The sequence below is a fragment of the Bacteroidota bacterium genome (genome assembly GCA_018692315.1).
Classification (GTDB): Bacteria; Bacteroidota; Bacteroidia; order Bacteroidales; family JABHKC01; genus JABHKC01.
On record JABHKC010000133.1, the window covers coordinates 25,574 to 43,081 of the forward strand.

At 32.8% G+C, this 17,508-nt stretch carries 10 protein-coding genes; 6 read left to right on the top strand and 4 right to left on the bottom strand.

The features are described from left to right. Positions 1 to 26: 26 nt before the first annotated feature. Positions 27 to 1,037, bottom strand: coding sequence for a hypothetical protein (locus HN894_10155; GenBank protein MBT7143692.1), 1,011 nt, complete (start codon positions 1,035 to 1,037; stop codon positions 27 to 29). A 454-nt stretch (positions 1,038 to 1,491) separates the two neighbouring features. Between HN894_10155 and HN894_10160 the strand changes: the two genes are divergently transcribed. The 4 genes from HN894_10160 to HN894_10175 all read left to right on the top strand — a co-directional run bounded on the left by HN894_10160 (position 1,492) and on the right by HN894_10175 (position 4,766). Then, positions 1,492 to 2,598 (top strand): hypothetical protein, encoded by a 1,107-nt coding sequence (locus tag HN894_10160; GenBank protein MBT7143693.1) that lies wholly within the window; start codon positions 1,492 to 1,494, stop codon positions 2,596 to 2,598. A 123-nt stretch (positions 2,599 to 2,721) separates the two neighbouring features. Then, positions 2,722 to 3,609 carry a hypothetical protein gene (locus HN894_10165; GenBank protein MBT7143694.1) on the top strand — a complete coding sequence of 296 codons (888 nt, stop codon included), beginning with the start codon at positions 2,722 to 2,724 and terminating at the stop codon, positions 3,607 to 3,609. Positions 3,610 to 3,793: 184 nt separating this feature from the next. Continuing rightward, positions 3,794 to 4,180: a hypothetical protein gene (locus HN894_10170; GenBank protein ID MBT7143695.1), complete on the top strand. Its 387-nt coding sequence runs from the start codon at positions 3,794 to 3,796 to the stop codon at positions 4,178 to 4,180. Positions 4,181 to 4,382: 202 nt separating this feature from the next. After that, the gene (locus HN894_10175) at positions 4,383 to 4,766 is read left to right on the top strand and encodes a hypothetical protein (GenBank protein ID MBT7143696.1); all 384 of its coding nucleotides are present in this window, start codon (positions 4,383 to 4,385) and stop codon (positions 4,764 to 4,766) included. Between the two features lie 367 nt (positions 4,767 to 5,133). On the opposite strand, the gene HN894_10180 is transcribed toward HN894_10175, so the two are convergent. The 3 genes from HN894_10180 to HN894_10190 all read right to left on the bottom strand — a co-directional run bounded on the left by HN894_10180 (position 5,134) and on the right by HN894_10190 (position 13,360). Then, a complete protein-coding gene (locus HN894_10180; GenBank protein ID MBT7143697.1) occupies positions 5,134 to 8,904 on the bottom strand; it encodes a hypothetical protein in 3,771 nt (1,256 codons plus the stop codon). 86 nt (positions 8,905 to 8,990) lie between these two features. Continuing rightward, entirely contained in the window at positions 8,991 to 10,406 is a 1,416-nt protein-coding gene (locus HN894_10185; protein ID MBT7143698.1) for a T9SS type A sorting domain-containing protein, read from the bottom strand. A 1,034-nt stretch (positions 10,407 to 11,440) separates the two neighbouring features. Continuing rightward, the gene (locus HN894_10190; protein MBT7143699.1) at positions 11,441 to 13,360 is read right to left on the bottom strand and encodes a hypothetical protein; all 1,920 of its coding nucleotides are present in this window, start codon (positions 13,358 to 13,360) and stop codon (positions 11,441 to 11,443) included. A 420-nt stretch (positions 13,361 to 13,780) separates the two neighbouring features. Here HN894_10190 and HN894_10195 point away from each other — a divergent pair, with 420 nt between their 5' ends. Both HN894_10195 and HN894_10200 read left to right on the top strand, forming a co-directional pair. Further along, positions 13,781 to 15,535: a DNA polymerase III subunit gamma/tau gene (locus HN894_10195; GenBank protein ID MBT7143700.1), complete on the top strand. Its 1,755-nt coding sequence runs from the start codon at positions 13,781 to 13,783 to the stop codon at positions 15,533 to 15,535. Positions 15,536 to 16,258: 723 nt separating this feature from the next. Then, a partial coding sequence (locus HN894_10200) for a hypothetical protein (protein ID MBT7143701.1) occupies positions 16,259 to 17,508 on the top strand: 1,250 nt, incomplete at its 3' end.

Sequence of the window (17,508 nt, forward strand, 5' to 3'; positions counted from 1 at the left end):
CAAATAATCCCTTATTAGTGAAAAAATTAAAATTCCTCAATTTTCTCTAACAAATTATCCAAACCTCTGAAGGCTTTTCTGAAAAATTGGTATCTGTGTTTTTCGGCAACTCCACTAATTAGAGTAGATTTTTTTATGAGGTTGTTTAGCCAAATTTCGGTTTCGTTGCAATATGAAATATTTGAAGTTGACATTGTGTTGAACGATTGATGCCCAAGATAAACTGCTTTGGTGTTTCCGAGCGAAACCAATACACAATTGTTCGTAATTTCTATTTCGCTAAAATAAAGCGAATAATTATTTTCATCAGCAACAATTTTGTCTTCCGAGGCATATTTTTTGCTTATCTCAGCTTGTTTTTGAATATCTATTAGTTGTAATTTAAGCGATGCACAAACATTTTTTACATCTTCAATAGAATTGAACATTCCTGATTCCCAATAAAATTCAATTTGTTTTAGTGTGCTTTGAAAAGTTGAATCTGTCCAAATTTCAATTGATGGAATTGAGGTATAGGCTATAAAGATTTGTTTCCCAAGTTCCTTAAGTTTATCCGGAATATTCACTATATCGAATTTCTTGTCTTGCAGTGAGGGAACATTCATTATTGACCTCATCCAATAAAACATTTTAAAAGCTGCCATTTCGGGATATTTATAGTTATGAAAAACTGGTATATCCTGACAAGCATAAATTATTTGACTATTTTTTGCAGCTTTTATTATCGTCAAATCTTTCAGCAAAGATTTTAAATAATCCTCAAAATTATCTTCAAAATTTTTCATTACGGTATATCCAAAAGTAACCGTTCCGGTCTCGAAATTGCTGAATGAATCGAAAGAAATTTTGTATTTATTACAAAGTATTATAACATCGTTGATTGTTAATGAAGTTTCTCCTCGAATCCTTCTATATGCACTGTCCATACTTATTCCCAAGCTTGATTCAAGCTCATAAACAAGGGAGCTGTTCGATGGAATAATATCTTCAATTTTATTTAAAAACTGTAATTGAATTGATATTGAATTATTTTTCATGTAATTGTTTTAAATTTGAAATAAGGGAACATCTAAAAATGTAAATTTCTTCGTTGTTTCAAAATTTTAAAATCCTCATTTACAATGGTAAACTGTGGTCTTAAAATTTCTTACGCCTTGAAATTTGCTATTTTTAGAAGTCCCCATAATAAATATGTTAATAAAAGTATTTTTACTAATTCTAATTTCATCTATTTTTAACATAATCTAATTTTAGTAAAAAAATAATTTGCAAATTACAATAATTTTGATTGAAAATTTGCATAATATGCAAAAATATTATTCAGATTTCATTTTTATAGAAATTATTTTTGGAATTCTACAAATTTCAAAAACAGATTGTAAATAACCGTTTTTATCGCCTTAATTACTGCCATACCTTTGTTTCATGAAAAGATCTTTAATAAAGATTGAAGGTTTAAAGAAATAGATTATTAATTTAAAATTTAAAGTTATGAAAACACAAATGTTTATTTTAAGAATTGCCATTATTGGCTTTTTGGTATTTTCGTTAAATTCTGTTGTTTCAGCTCAAAACAAAGAGAGTATTGCTGTGATAAGTATCGACACTAAAGGTTTGGACTACGACAATTCAACTATGGGAAGCATGGTTCGGCTCGAATTGGAAAAGGCAAATACTTTCGAAGTCCTGGACAAATATGATGTTGCAGATATTGTTAAGAAAAACGGAATTGACGTGAACGAATGTTTCGGAAAAACCAAATTGGTGAAAGTTGGAAAATTGCTCGAAGCAGACAAAATGCTCACTGGTAGTGCCGAGCGTTTTGGAGAGAAAATTATTCTAATTCTACGCATGATAGATGTTAGTACCGAAAAAATTGAAAAAACCGATGTGATGGAATATCTAAACCAACAGTCAGAAATTCAGATTATGGTTAGAATTTCATTGAATAATTTGCTTGGAATTGAAAACGACCAAAATTTGGTAGATTTATTATCGAATTTTAGTGCACCTATCACAAGCGAAAAAACTACACTGAAACTAAATGGGCCAAGAATGGGCGCGATTTGGACAACCGGAAGAGCTGCTGAACGATTGATGGCATCGGAAAAAGAAGGCGGATTTAATATGTATCCGGTTACTTCAGTTTTTGGATATCAGTATGAGGTACAGTACATTAGCTCAGGCGATTTTCAAGCACTCGTAGAATTTGTTGGAGCAATAAACGGTTTGGAGTCGGGAAAAGTTATTCCTTCATTGACTTTCTTGAATGGTTTTAGGTTCAACAAAAGTGGTTTTGAGTTGGGCTTGGGTCCTGTTTTTAGAATTTCGCAAGTGGCAGAAGGCTACTGGGACGAAAACGATATATGGCATATGGCCGACCAAGTACCTTCCGGTAGCAACTATAAATTGGAAGAAGCTCTCGACAATAGGGGAGATGCAAAACTTACCACAGGTTTGATTATTGCTGTTGGAAAAACTTTTAAATCAGGCTATTTGAATGTTCCGGTAAATCTTTATGTTTCGCCGAACAAAGAGGGCACTGTTGTAGGAATTTCATTTGGTTTTAATATTGCTAAAAGAAAAACTAAAAAATAGAATTAATGACTTTATCAGTTTTGCTTTATATGCCTTGTGGTCTTGTTATGCAAAACTGATGAAGTTTGAATCTTACCATTTTAAAAGTTACCAATAAATATTTATCAATTAAAAAATATAGACATGAAAAATTTAGCATTCATTTTGGCAATTGTCCTAATTTCAACTTCCTGTCTCGGGAAAATGAAGAAGGACACATATACTGACAGAACTTTCAATCATATTGATTTTAAAGAAATTACTTTTACTCTTGACAAGAAAACAAATGATACACTTCATATTGAAGGTCTTTTAAAACATAAGACTATAATAAAAGGGATTCCTTGCCACCACAAAATTAGTTTTGTTAAAAATTGGAAACTGGAATATTTCACCCTTGCCGATGAGCATACTTTTGGTGAATACATCTTTCCTAAAGATACTTACATTGGTTTTGATATAAATAAATATGATCTTCAAACACATTATTTGGTTGTAGCAGGACATGATTTTGTAAATACATGCAAATTCATATCCAATCAATCAATAAATGGTCTTTTATGCTCTGCTACTGAGGAGGTTATATTTACAACAAACTGGAATTTGCGAGCTTGTATTCTTGGCGATGATGACACTATTGAAGGAAATATGCTAAGGAAGGGTACTCTTGCAGTGTTTGCTGAGAGCGGAAGTTTCTCTACATATTGTTTATATGACCCAATAATTCAAGGCTATCAGTGTTCGGGAACCAAATATACAAGTTGGATATGGATGGGCGGAGGTGGTATTCGTTTTTATCCAAATGGAAAATTAAAATTCTTTTATGCTGTTGATGATATTGATGTGAATGGCGTGATATGTTTAGCATCTTCTACAAAAGGAGGGATATGGCTTTATGAAAATGGAAAATTAAAGAAATGTACACTTGCAAAAGATCAAACAATAAATGGGGTTTTATACGAGAAAAAGTTTACACTCAAATTCGATGAAAACAGAAATATAACAGAATCTTATAAAGATAAATTTTTCTAATGTATTACAGTTTTCCTATCTATACTTAATGCTTGTGAAGTTTGAAAATATGTAAATGACAATAAAATTTATGAGCATATTGAAAAAATGCTTTGGCCAGAGCTACTAAAGTTTAACTTTGATAGACTTGACAATTATGATTTAGACTGAGAAATATTTATTTAAAAATTAAAAAACTTTAAAAATGAAAACTTCTACAATAATAAATATCATTCGCTGGACAGCTCGTGTAATTGGTATATTATTAGTTCTGTTTACTATAATTATAGGTGTTGGTGAAATGCTTGGGAGCTACAATAGGAATGGAGTTTGTCCATTTGAGAAATTTGATAGTTTAATGATAATGGCATTTGTATTTTTTATTGTAGGTCTTGCCGGACTCATCTTTGCATTATGGAAAGAGGGTAATGGAGGCATTATTTCCTTGTGTAGCTTTATTATTTTTATCTTTCTTGTAGGAATTAATCCTCAAGCTAATTTTATTTATACTATTTTTATTTATCTGATACCTTCAATTTTATATATTTGCAGTTGGTGGTTAACGAAAAAATCATCAAAAAGCATTTCTTAAAAAAAACATAAACTATTGCTTGATGTTTTGAAGAGAATGAAGAAACTTTAAGACTGTTTTAATAAATTCAGTCCATAATAAAAACCCATACGTGTTACAGGGTTCATTGCAAACTGAAAGCTAATATTAGTAATCATATTTATTTGTTGAATAAAAGTGTAGTGCTTCTTTAACCCGCACTACGCATATCCAAAACGATATCATGAAAAAACAAATTTTTAATAAATCGACGATTAGAATTTTAAGAATAGGAGTTAGATCCTTACTATTGATTCTCACCACACTTTTGTTTCTCTTTGCACTGCTTTCTGGTTCAGAAACCTATGGCGGCGGATTGATGGGAGTGGTAAAAAATTCTCCAAACGCTCTTCCATGGGCTCTTTTGTTTATAATAAATTATGTAGTCTGGAAATGGGAAACAATTGGTGGAATTGTTTTGATATTGTTCAGTGTTGCAGCATTTTTCTTTTTTCAAGCCTATGCCGGCGATTTCAACTATTTTGTGCTGTATGCGATTTGTATTCCTTTGTTTTTGATGGGAACAATATTGATTTTTTGCAGAGAGCGTAGTAAAAACTACGCTTAGCAAGGTGGTTGAGGCACTCGAAGCCACATTTGATAGCTCAAACGGAGAAATAGCCACAAGTTGCAAACTTGCGGCAGGTGAGAGCGTAGTTGAATACTTCGCACAGCGAGGTTTTTATACAGTAAACATAAAAAAAGCCCCAAAGTAAAAGAACAATGGGGCTTAGTTTGAAGTAACAAATTATACTATTTAACCAAACTCATACATTTAGTTTCAGAATAGCTTTAATAATTAAAAATTGAATACTATGAAACAGTTTTCAGGGCTAAAACCGAGCAGCTCAACCTCTACCGGCAAAACCCCGATACTGCTTCAATATATAGTGTTGTATTTTTAACTCATAATTAATTAACTCAAATCTATTGTTTTAGTCTTTTACGCAGCGGACTGAATATGCTATCTCCTTAGGATTATCTATAAAGTCCAGAATTCCATGATTGTCACTTACCCTTATAAAGTAAGCATGGGCGGTATATGATGCAATATGTGTGGACGTAAACCACATGCCATTAGAATACATCGAGCTAAAATTACCGTTGTATAAATAGCCACCAGGAAGAGCACTGAAACCACTTGAATTAGTAGCATCCGTATTTGGAGAATTCCAATGAGAAGTTCCGGTTTCTTTTATCTTACCTCCGGCGACTGAAGTTCCCCCAAGAAATGTGGATAACTCATTCCATTCATCATAGCTTGGTACATGCCAGCCATCCGGGCAAATACCCTGTACCCCGCTTGGATTAGCAGAGCTGCTTGCAGCCCCATTCATTATAGTACTCCAATCGTATAAACCACCATAAGTATTGCAATTAGCATTATTATTGTCATAGCAGTTTCGTGTAATAGAGTTCCCTAGCGGTTCTTTTGTAACATTTAGATTTTCGCCCATCCAGCATTGGTTGCCAATTTCAACAGTTGAGTAGGTATTTCCATCAATATCATCAATTGTAGATGTTCCGCAGGTAAAGGTGGTGTCAGAACCTCCGGTGCTTCCAGTGCTTCCACCCATTAAACTTTGCCAGGCTGCTCCATCATAAGCCTGCAATTCGCCTGCTGTGCCACAATCTGTACACCAAACCATAAGACCAGCGGCTGGTGAGCTAATGGCATCTCTTTCTACTTCCGTCATACGTGGAGGAAGGAAACCTTGTGTAGTACTCTGAATTTCGAGAGCTGCACTGGCATCGGGTGTGTTAGTTCCTATTCCTTGTTTCGAAGCAGTCAAAGTGTTGCCACTTGGGATTGTTACATCTCCATTAAATACTAGTGAGTCTTTATCAAAATCACCATAAATTAGTGGAGTTTCAGAGTCGGAGTTTTCGATAAAAAGTTTATTGCTTCCGTAGGCATAGGTTCCTGCCTGATAACCTAAGAAAACATTATATGAACCATAATTATTTTCATATCCTGATTGATGTCCAATGAAAGTATTACCAGAACCTGTAGTGTTGCTATATGCAGTTTCGAAACCTAAATATATGTTTTTTTGCCCAGTTGTGTTTTCGCCACCGCTATAATATCCTCCAAAAAAGTTTTTTCTTCCTGTAGTATTATTCCCACCACTTTCTACTCCGAGGAAAATGTTATTGTCGCCTGTTGTGTTGCTATATCCTGTCCAAGCTCCAACAAAAATATTGTCATCACCATCTGTATTACTTGTTCCACTTTCCAGACCTATGAAAACATTAGATTCGCCTTTGTTACCAACGTTTTCGCCGATAAACACAGATCTGTCAGCATTTGTAGTTTCCAATCTGTTGCCATTCATTTGCCAACGCGTTGTATCTTGAATTGTGAAATTTATATTATCATCATCAGGCGTTTCTTCAACAAGTATTTTTGTGTCGTTGTCGGCATCAGAAATAGCATCGGAGCTTGTTGCCTGCCAGCTTGCAAAACCATTTGCATCTGATGTTAAAACTTTGCCTAATCCGGGATTGCCACCGGTGATTGTAAGAGTTCCGTTTATTGCGAGGGAGTCTGCATCAAAATCTCCATAAATAAGAGGTGTTTCTGAATCTGAGTTTTCAATGTAGAGTTTTTCACTTCCCATTTCATAAAATCCAGCATCATATCCCAGGAAAATATTTTTCTCACCGGTTTCATTGTAGCGGCCACTATTGTATCCAACAAATAGATTTCCCAGCCCTGTAGTATTGTTTTCTCCACTGTTGTACCCAAGATATGTGTTTCTCCATCCTGAGGTAGTTTGTTTTCCACTAAATGCTCCAACAAATGTATTGTAATCATCATTACAATTCATACCACTTTGATAACCGATAAAGACATTTTCTTCTGCATTCACGCCATTTTCTCCACTGTATGATCCGATAAAAACATTATCATCACCTTTTGTGCTTTTACCACTATAAGCTCCGATAAATACATTATTATCATTTTTTTCTGATTTTCCACTATTTTTTCCGATGAATACATTTTGATTATTGCTAAAATCATCACTTGCTCCTGCACCTTCTCCAATAATTACAGAACCACCTGAGTTCTTAGGTTCAATACGTGATCCTACCATGTTCCAACGCAATGTGTCATTCACAACAAACTTAATAGAATCTTCGTCGGCAGTTTCTTCAACCATGATTTTTGTGTCGTTGTCGGCATCAGAAATAGCATCGGAGCTTGTTGCCTGCCAGCTTGCAAAACCATTTGCATCTGATGTTAAAACTTTGCCTAATCCAGGATTGCCGCCTGTTACAGTAAGTGTTCCGTTTATTGCAAGAGAGTCGGCTGCAAAATCTCCGTAGATTAATGGTGAGCTTGTGTTTGAGTTTTCGATGTAAAGTTTGTTACTGCCCAATTCGCTATACCCAGCTTTGAAACCTAAGAAAACATTTCCGCCTCCTGTAGAATTATTAAAGCCGCTGTTATATCCTAAACTTACATTTTCATTACCTGTGGTATTATATTCGCCACAATCGGATCCCACAAAAGTATTTTTGTCTCCTTCCGTATTTTTCTGTCCGGTTTCATAGCCAATAAAAATATTGGAATTTCCTAAAGTATTTAACTTGCCACTTTTAAAACCTATAAATGTGTTATAATCACTATAACTATACATACCGCTTTGGGTTCCAATAAAAACACTTTGATCTGCTTTCTCGCTGTATCTTCCACTATTCGATCCAATAAAAACATTATCATCTGAGACATTTGCATTACCACTATTTATACCTACGAAAACATTTTCTTTTTCGTAATTCAACTTATCTGATGCGCCGGCATCCTTTCCAATATAAATTGAACCTCCATTATTTTTTGCTTCTAATCTGTTTCTGGTCATAATCCAGCGAAGAGTATCATTCACAACAAACTTTATAGAATCTTCGTCGGTGGTTTCTTCTACAAGAATTTTTGTGTCGTTGTCTGAATCAGAAATATTACTTGAACCTGCATCTATCAGATTTTTCAAATAAGTTGAATCAGCATCCATTTCCGTATTTAAATCGGTATCTGCATTTTGTCGGGCAAGTGTTTCTGCATCGATGTTTGCTTGCAGATTGTTGTCGGCATTTGTACGGTTTGTAATTTCTGTTGTAATATCTGCTGCATTTTGGTCAATAAGACCTTTTAGAAAAGTGCTATCTGCACCAATTTTTATAAGATTGCCATAATTGCCAAGATAAACCGAGCCTCCGCCTGAGGATATAATTAATGAATCGTTTACAAAAGATAATTCAGGTTTTCCATTTAGGTCGGCGTATTCACCTGTTTGAAAACTTTCGGCAGTTTTCGAATGCAAGGCATAAGGCACCGAGAGCAATTGAGTCGTTCCCATCATAAGAAAAAAACTTCCGCCGGCAGGGTCAATTTCAACCTGAATGAAATAATTGTTTATGCTCCAGTCGATAGCAGAGAAATCTCCTGAAACAGGTGTTCCTTCACCAATATTTATATTCACCAAGCCGAAATAATTTGTGGTTGCCTGATGAGTTTCAGCATAAACTGCTGAACCGTTTGCACTTCCCTGCAGCAGTGTGATGCGGAAAGTAACATCCTGATAGCTCAACAATTCGCCTCCGGGACCTCTGGCTATAGCCTGATATTTAAAACTCTGAGGTGTTTGCGAAAATGTTGTGGCACTAATTAGGATGATTCCTAAGAAAATAAATAGTCTTTTCATTTTTAAAAATTTAATTATTAGTTTATTTAGTTTTATACTTTTTTATGTAATTGGAAATTGGAAATTTGTATTTTTAGAAGCCACCATTATATTTTAACAATCTGCTTGCTTGCTGTGAAATTTTTTGTTCTCAGTTTGTAATAGTAGGTGCCCGGAAGATACTGGCTCATATCAAACTGCAATTTGTGATATCCTGATTTTAAATTTTGATTTAGAACTAGATCGATTTTTTCGCCAAGGATATTAAAAATTGATAATTGAACATGTTCGTCAGTTTGCATTTCTATTTCGAAATAAACAAAATCATCAAACGGATTTGGATAGTTGTGTAGATATATTTCATTTGCATTCACGTTGTTTTCGAAATTTTTAAAACTCGAAACAATTGCAATTTTGTTGGTTTTATAAAATTCGTTTCCTTCAAGCCAGTTTTCAACTTCAATAATTTGAATATTTGCTGTGTTCAAATCTTCGATATTTTCATAATCAGAAGGATTTTTTAATATTTTGACAAAATATTTTTCTTTGTCTTTCATTCCATCAGTATGGCTTGTCAGTTCGTCGTCTCCCCAAATTGTGATGGCTGTGTATCCACCTTTATAAACTGAAGCTCCAACAAGTTTTCCTTCTTGATTAAAAACTCCTATTTCGTCATCAATTTTCAAAGAAGTGGCTGTTTCTTCAGCATTTTTGTTGTGAAAAGCTGAGGCTAAAATTCCTAAAGTCATGTTGTTATCTGTGATTTGAATGTCTTTAAAGAATTTAGTTTTAATTTCAAGCAGTTGAGATTTGTTCGACTGACCATTGGGTGAATATACCAGAGTATCTACTGTTTCCATTTTCACTGTATATCCTTCACCGGGCACTAAGTTGCTGATACTGCAGTAATTATAGTATGGCCAATAAACCTGTCCCAAATCGTTTTTGAAAATAGTGATATTCTGAGATATATCACTTAAGGCATCCAAAATGTCTTCTTCCGATTGCCGCAAATATCCAATCATATTCCATTGTTCGTCTAATGGAATAGGAGTTTCCTCCGGAAAAACGGCAAGACCTGAAATTGTAAGGGCTGTGCTATTTATCATATTTACTGAATATCCTTTACCTATGCCCATGTATCCAATAGCATCAATTCCGTATTGGGGCCAATAAATATTGCCGGTTTCGTCCTTTATAATTATAACATCGGAGACAACGGGCTGAAAAACTGTACTTATGCTTTCCGATTCTTTATCAATAAAGGTTGAAATCATACTCCAACCTTCGTTTAGAGTAATGTTTTGAAAATGACTGAGTTGATAGTCGAGCGGTTGCTGAAATCCTTGAGAGAGGAAAAAGTTATAGCCTGAAAAAGTTTCCACAGCCACTTCTCCAATAGTCCAACTTAATGAGATTTCCGGGTTTTCGAAATAATCTCCTGAAGTGGAAATTATTTCTTGTGAAAATCCGACTGAAGCAATTAAGTGTATAAATACTGAAATGATAATTAATTTTCTCATAGATTTTGATTTATTTTATTTTTTGATTTAGTTTTAAGTGAAAAATTGAGCTGCAAAGATAACCTGCTCAGCATGATATTTGTCATTTTATGAAAAAAGAATTGGAGAAAAAATCTCACAAAAATCTCACATACAATATTTAAGTGATTGATAATGTGCTTTTAAATGATTTTTTTTTGATTAGTTCTTTTGTAACTAACAGGTACTGAAAAGTTATTATGATAAGGCTTCAAAATAATTTCTTTTAAAACTTTGTGCCAATTTGAGCTTCTCTGAGCAACTTTGTGTAATAGCTGTTTCACAAAGAATCACAAAGAAGAAATTGAGGTTTAAAGAGAAAACTGGTTAAATCTTTTTTTGAGGAGAGGAAAATAATTTTCGTCTTATTATTGTGAAATATCAAGTTCAGTTTATTGTTCTTTCAATTACTTTTGTCTTGACACAAAAGTAACAAAAAGTCAAGAAAAAATGATGCTACCACCCACATGCCAGCCCCCGCCCGCCATTTTTTCCGGCCAACACCAATAATTTTTTCAAAATTATTTAGGTGCGAACAACTATTGATAATTGTCGATAGCAACGAAATTCACGTCCTCTGCAACTAATAGCCTCATAATTAGGCTCGTTCTAACTTTATTGCGACTCCTGCCATCAGAGAATTTTGGGAACAATACTTTTCGAAAATTCTGGCGGTGGGCATAGCTAAGCATGTAACAAGCCCTCCAACAACATGCGAAAAATTGAGTTTAAATTACTGAATTACAGAAACGTATTAAGAAACTATTATTGGTAAAGGGCGACTTTACTTGTGGGGAGGATTGAGAAATTTGTATTGTCTCAAAATTCTCTGGAGCTTTGATTTTTGTTTTCTTTTTATCAAAAAAAAACAAAATTTATCTTCAAAGTTCAACTTATTATAATAGAATTTAGCATTTTAGTAAACATATTGCTACCACCAAGGCATTTTTCTTCAGCACCTTAAAAATAGATTTAGACAATAATTATCTTTTTTGCCGCATATAAACTTTCAGAAATTAATATTTCACCAATTCTTTTGTGAGGTTTATATCTGTGGATAAATCCATTTTTTTTCGTATTCTGTACCTTGCATTATCAATGGAAGTTGCAGATAGAAAGGTTACAGATGCAATTTCTTTTGAGCTCATATCCAGACGTATCATTGCACAAATTTGTAACTCACGATTCGAAATTTCGGGATATTTTTCTTTAATAGATTTCATAAAATTGGGATGCAAATCTTTGAACACTTCTTCAAAGCTCTCAATTGGCTTAATGGAGTTTTGTTTCTTACTATTTTCAATTATTTGAAAGAATTCGTTTTGATCTTTTTTGTTTTTTAGTTTCAAATAGTAGGGTTTCATTTTGTCAGCAAACTCCTCAAATAGTTTTGTATAGTATGATTTGTTTAATGTAGAATTAACTAATTCCTGATCTTTTTGCCGGATTTTTAGGTTTTGATTTTCGATTATTTGGTTTTTTAACAGCAAGTCGAGTCTTGTTTTTTCTAATTCTATTTCATGCAGTTTCAGATTTTCGCTTACCAAGGTGTTTTTGTTTCGCAACAATTGGTTTCGATTTCTGAAATAGAAAAATACTAATGCAACAGTAGTCAGCAGAAGTACAGAAATAATGCTTAAAAATATCTGTCTTATCTTTATTAAAGTGTTTTTGTTTTTCAGGTTTCTAATGTCTTGATCCTTTTTTTTCGTTTCGTAACGAATCTCCAATTCTGCAATTTTTTTCTTTTGTTCATTTTTGTTAAGGCTGTCGCTGACATTAAGATAGCGCTCAAAATAATGTGGATTAGTTTTAATGGAGTTTGAAGAAATATGCAATCGGGTTAATTCTCTCAAAAACTCGCGTTCTAATACGGAATGATTATTCTTTTTAGCAAGTATTAATCCTTCTGTAAGTTTAATGTTTGCTGCATTCGAGAAATTCCTTTCCAAATCATTTTGCCCCATACGAAGCAGGCATCTTTGTTGCCCGTCAACAATTTTGTTTTCGATACAAAAATCGTAAACCTGTTGAAGAATCACATTTGCTGAATCGTAGTTGCCTGCCATAGAATGTGCTCTGCCTGTGTTAAATTTTGCAATTAGTTTAGAAAATCCTATTTCCAGCTTATCTGCAAGAAGGTATGAATGTTTGAAAAATGTCACTGCAGAATCGTATTTATTAAGATTGAGGAAAGCTAAGCCTGTTCTATTATAACTAAAAATCAAACTATATAAATCGTTTATTGAATCATTGATAGCATTGACTTCTTTAAGTTTGTTTAAAGATTTTTCATATTCATCTGTTTCGGCATATACATCTGCCATGCTGCTAAGAACAACAGTATAATTATTAAAGTCTTTTATTGCATCGAAAATTTCAGCCGCATAGTGGAAATGCACCAATGCTGAATCAAAATTTGCATTGGACTGATGTATTTGTCCTAATAATGAATGATTGAATGCGAGGTTTATTGTATCATTTCTTTGCAAATTTATTTTCATAGCTTCATATGAAACTTCTTTAGCTTTTTCTAATTTCTTTTGGTGAAAATGAATATTGCCTGTAAGGTGAAGTGATTTTGCAATTAATTTCTGATTTTTATTCTCTTTAGCAATTTTGTAACTTTTTTCATAGCAAATCATTGCTGAATCATATTCTTTCCGGTATTCATGAATTATTCCCACTTGACTATACGCTTGAAATATTATCGAATAATCTTCAATTATTTCTTCTATCTTGATAACCTCCAAAGCAATACTTTGGGCACTATCAAGATGTGAACTTCTTAAATTGTCATCGACAGATTTCTGAAATCGTTCTACAATTGTTTGTTCATGTGGGAATAGGTCGGATTTCTGATGACTACATGCAATAATCAGAAACAAGCCAAGTGAGGCAATCAAAAATAAAGTTATTCGGGTTTTTATTTGCATAATAAACTAATCATATTCAATTATATATCAAGTTTCTTTAAGTTCATTTGTATTCATTTTCAAACTGAAAATCTGCCTGCTATTTCTTAATAAAATCTTCAAATTATTCTTCTATTTATAGGACGTAAAAATACACTTTTCCTACATAGTGCCTCTAAGAAAACAGTTCAAAATTAAAAACATCTCTTTTTGATGATATTTCTATTTTTTTCATTTGTCTAATACAAAAGCATTTACTGCATGAAAGAAAATAGAAATATCATCAAAAATAAATTATTTTATAAAAATTGCCTGTTTTCTTTGAAACACTATTTAAGGAAAGTATTTTTTGTATTTGAATTAGAATTATACCCAACAACGCAAATATTTTTTTTTTCAATTGCAGAATATATCTTTGCAGAGAATAAAAATAATTGATGAATGAATAATTTTATAGTTTCTGCATTGAAGTATCGACCGGCTACTTTCGATACTGTAGTTGGGCAACAATCCATCACAAAAACTTTAAAAAATGCCATAAAGACAAATCATCTTGCACATGCATATTTGTTTTTCGGACCACGAGGAGTTGGAAAAACTACCTGCGCCAGAATTTTTGCAAAAACCATAAATTGCGATAATTTAACCTCCGAACAGGAAGCATGTAATGTTTGCGAATCTTGTGTTTCTTTCAGCGAATCAAGGTCTTACAATATTCATGAATTAGATGCAGCTTCGAACAATTCGGTTGATGATATTAGAAACCTTACAGAACAAGTAAGAATTCCGCCTCAGATTGGAAGTTATAGCATTTATATTATTGATGAGGTTCATATGCTTTCTACACAAGCATTTAATGCATTTCTGAAAACTTTGGAAGAACCACCAAAACATGCGATTTTCATTCTTGCTACTACCGAAAAACACAAAATAATACCAACAATTCTTTCTCGGTGTCAGATATTCGATTTTAACAGAATAAAAATTGATGACACAATCGGTCATTTGCAAAATGTTGCTGAGAAGGAAAATATATCGGCAGAGATAGAAGGTTTAAATATTATTGCACAAAAAGCAGATGGAGCAATGCGCGATGCACTTTCTATTTTCGATCAAATAGTTAGTTCATCTGGTAGTAGCATAACTTATGCCAATGTTATTGAAAATCTGAATGTTCTTGATTACGAATATTTTTTTAAACTTACTGACTTATTTCTTGAAGGAAATATTTGGCAGTCGTTAGTATTATTCGATGAAATTCTAAACAAGGGATTTGATAGCCACAATTTTGTAAATAGTTTGAGTAAGCATTTTCGCGATATACTGATTTGCAAAGATCAACAAGCTATTCAACTTTTAGAAGTAGGACCATCAATAAGACAACAATATAGTATTCAGGTCGGAAAAACAAGTTTGAATTTTTTAGTAAAAGCGCTTGAAATTGTAAACAATTGCGATTTGAAATTTAAAGAAAGTAAAAACAAACGCTTACATGTCGAGATTGCAATAATTTCTTTATGCAATATTTCCGGAAAACTTATTGAAAAAGAGCCTGTTGAAAAAATACCTGAAGCAATTAAGAAATCGGATGATGCACCAAAAAAAGTTCATACAAACACGAAAAGAGAAGTGCAAAATTCTATAGAAGTAAAAAAAACTGAAAATGCACCAAGTATTAATGTAGAAAAACCTACTATAAAAAAAATATCTTCGATAAAAAATATTGCTCAATCGCTTGAAATAAAGGAATCTAATCAGAAAATTGATAGCATCAATGGGCAAAATTCAAATGTGGAAGAAAGCACAATCTCGTATAAAACAAACACGCAATCAGAAAAATTCTCAGCTTCAAAATTGATAGAAGCCTGGTCTTCATATGCTACCAAATTTTGTAGCACTAAACCAAGACTTTTCAATATTTTAAATTCAAATAAGCCTGAATTATTAGATAATTTTGTTCTAAAATTAAAGCTCGAAAATCAATCTCAAGAAAGTTCTATTAGAACTATTCAGCTTGAACTTCTGAAATTTTTATCTGCTGAACTAAAAAATTCTAAAATTACTCTTGAAGTAGAAGTTACACAAAATACTGATAATAATCGTCCATATACCAATAGCGAAAAACTAAGCTATTTAGCTGATAAGAATCCTTTATTGAAAAGGTTTTCCGATGAGCTTAGTTTGGATTTTCAATAAGATATATGCCTTTGCATTAAGTGTTTTGAATTTCTAATTTTTGGAGAAATTTTATTTCAAAAAAAACTTCAAAAATGAGACATTTTAAAAAAAAACACTATTTTTTTCAATATTATTAATAATATTATGATAACCAGAAGTTTAAGTCCGTATTTTTTAGTGTTTTCTTTTTATCAATAAAAATATTTATTGAATATACCAATCTTTTTTGTTAAATAGCATACATAAATTGGGTTCTTATATTGATGATTATTAGGCAGATAAGTATAATCTAAATAATTAACATTTTTTTTTAAACTAATATTCAGCTATTTAAGTATAATAGATATTTTGAAAAAAAATATATATAAAAAAATATATATTGTATATTTACATTTTTTAGAAAAATTGAATATTATTATGAAGTTTTCGATTAAGAAACTGATAAATATTAGGAATTTCCCAGGAAGTTCTTATTTTGAAATGATTGCTATATCTGACATAAGTTTACTCAAAAATTCTAAACAAATAAATCTTTAAATTATGAAAGAACTTGAAAATCGTAAGAAAACAAAGCCCTCAGGGTTTTTGTGAATTGGTGATTCAATTCAAAATAGATTTAATATTTTATCTCTAAAAAATATATGAAGTAACAAATTTTTATTTAATTAATATTTTATATTTATGAAGAAATCATACTTTTTTAAATTGTTTTTGTTTTCATTTTTGGTATTATTTCTAAAAATGACGACAGTAAATGCTCAAAATGCCCCATGGTATTACAAGACTACTGGTAGTAATCATACATTATTAGTTTCTAGTACTATCCCAATTACTATTGGAGGTGTGCAGCTTGTTGAAGGTTCTTATGTTGGAGTATTTTTTGATTCACTTGGAACATTAGCATGTGCTGGTTATACTGAATACACACCAAGTACCGGAAATATGTTTATTTCAGCATGGGGAGCAGATAACGGAAACGATGGCTTTTTGTCTAATGAGGAGTTTAAATGGAAAGTCTGGGATGTGCTTACAGGAAATGAAACAGAAATGGTTGCAACTTATATGCCATATGGATTTCCAAATACAAATCAATTTAGTTCTAATGGAATGAGTGGCGTTGAGTCTTTGACAGGAAATGCAAGTTATAGCATTACAGTTGATACTGCAATTTGTGATGGTGAGTCATATTATGCCGGAGGTGCAAATCAAACTACGAGTGGAACCTTTGTTGATAATTATACATCAATTTTTGGTACCGACAGCACTGTAACTACTAATTTGACTGTAGGGCAAATTTACAACGAAACTGTAAATGCCGCAATATGTGATGGTGAATCCTATTATGCAGGTGGAGCATATCAAACAACAGCAGGTACTTATATTGATAATTTCTCTTCAATTCTCGGTTGCGACAGTACGGTAACCACAAACTTGACTGTTAGTTCTGACTTTGCAACAACCGCTAATGTTGATATTTGCGATGGAGAGTCTTACTACGCTGGTGGAGCAGATCAAACAACTTCCGGAACCTATACAGATAATCTTAGTTCAGTTGACGGATGTGACAGTGTAGTAACTACAAATTTGACTGTAAATGCGGTTTATTCTTATACAGAAGATGTTGAAATTTGCGAAGGCGAATTGTATTTTGCCGGTGGCGCAAATCAAACCACTTCAGGGGTATATAACGACAATTTCACAACTGCTGAAGGTTGCGATAGCATTATTACTACCAATTTGACTGTGCATCCTGTTTATGAGATTACTGAAAATGCTGCTATTTGTGCAGGAAGTTCATATTATGCAGGTGGAGCAGACCAAACTACTTCAGGTACTTATGTTGACAATTTTACAACTGTAGATGGATGCGATAGTATCGTAACAACAATCCTATCAGTAAATAGTGAAATTTCAACCGACCTTTATGTTGATATTTGTGAAGGCGAATCGCATTTTGCCGGTGGAGCTGCACAATTCACTTCAGGAACTTA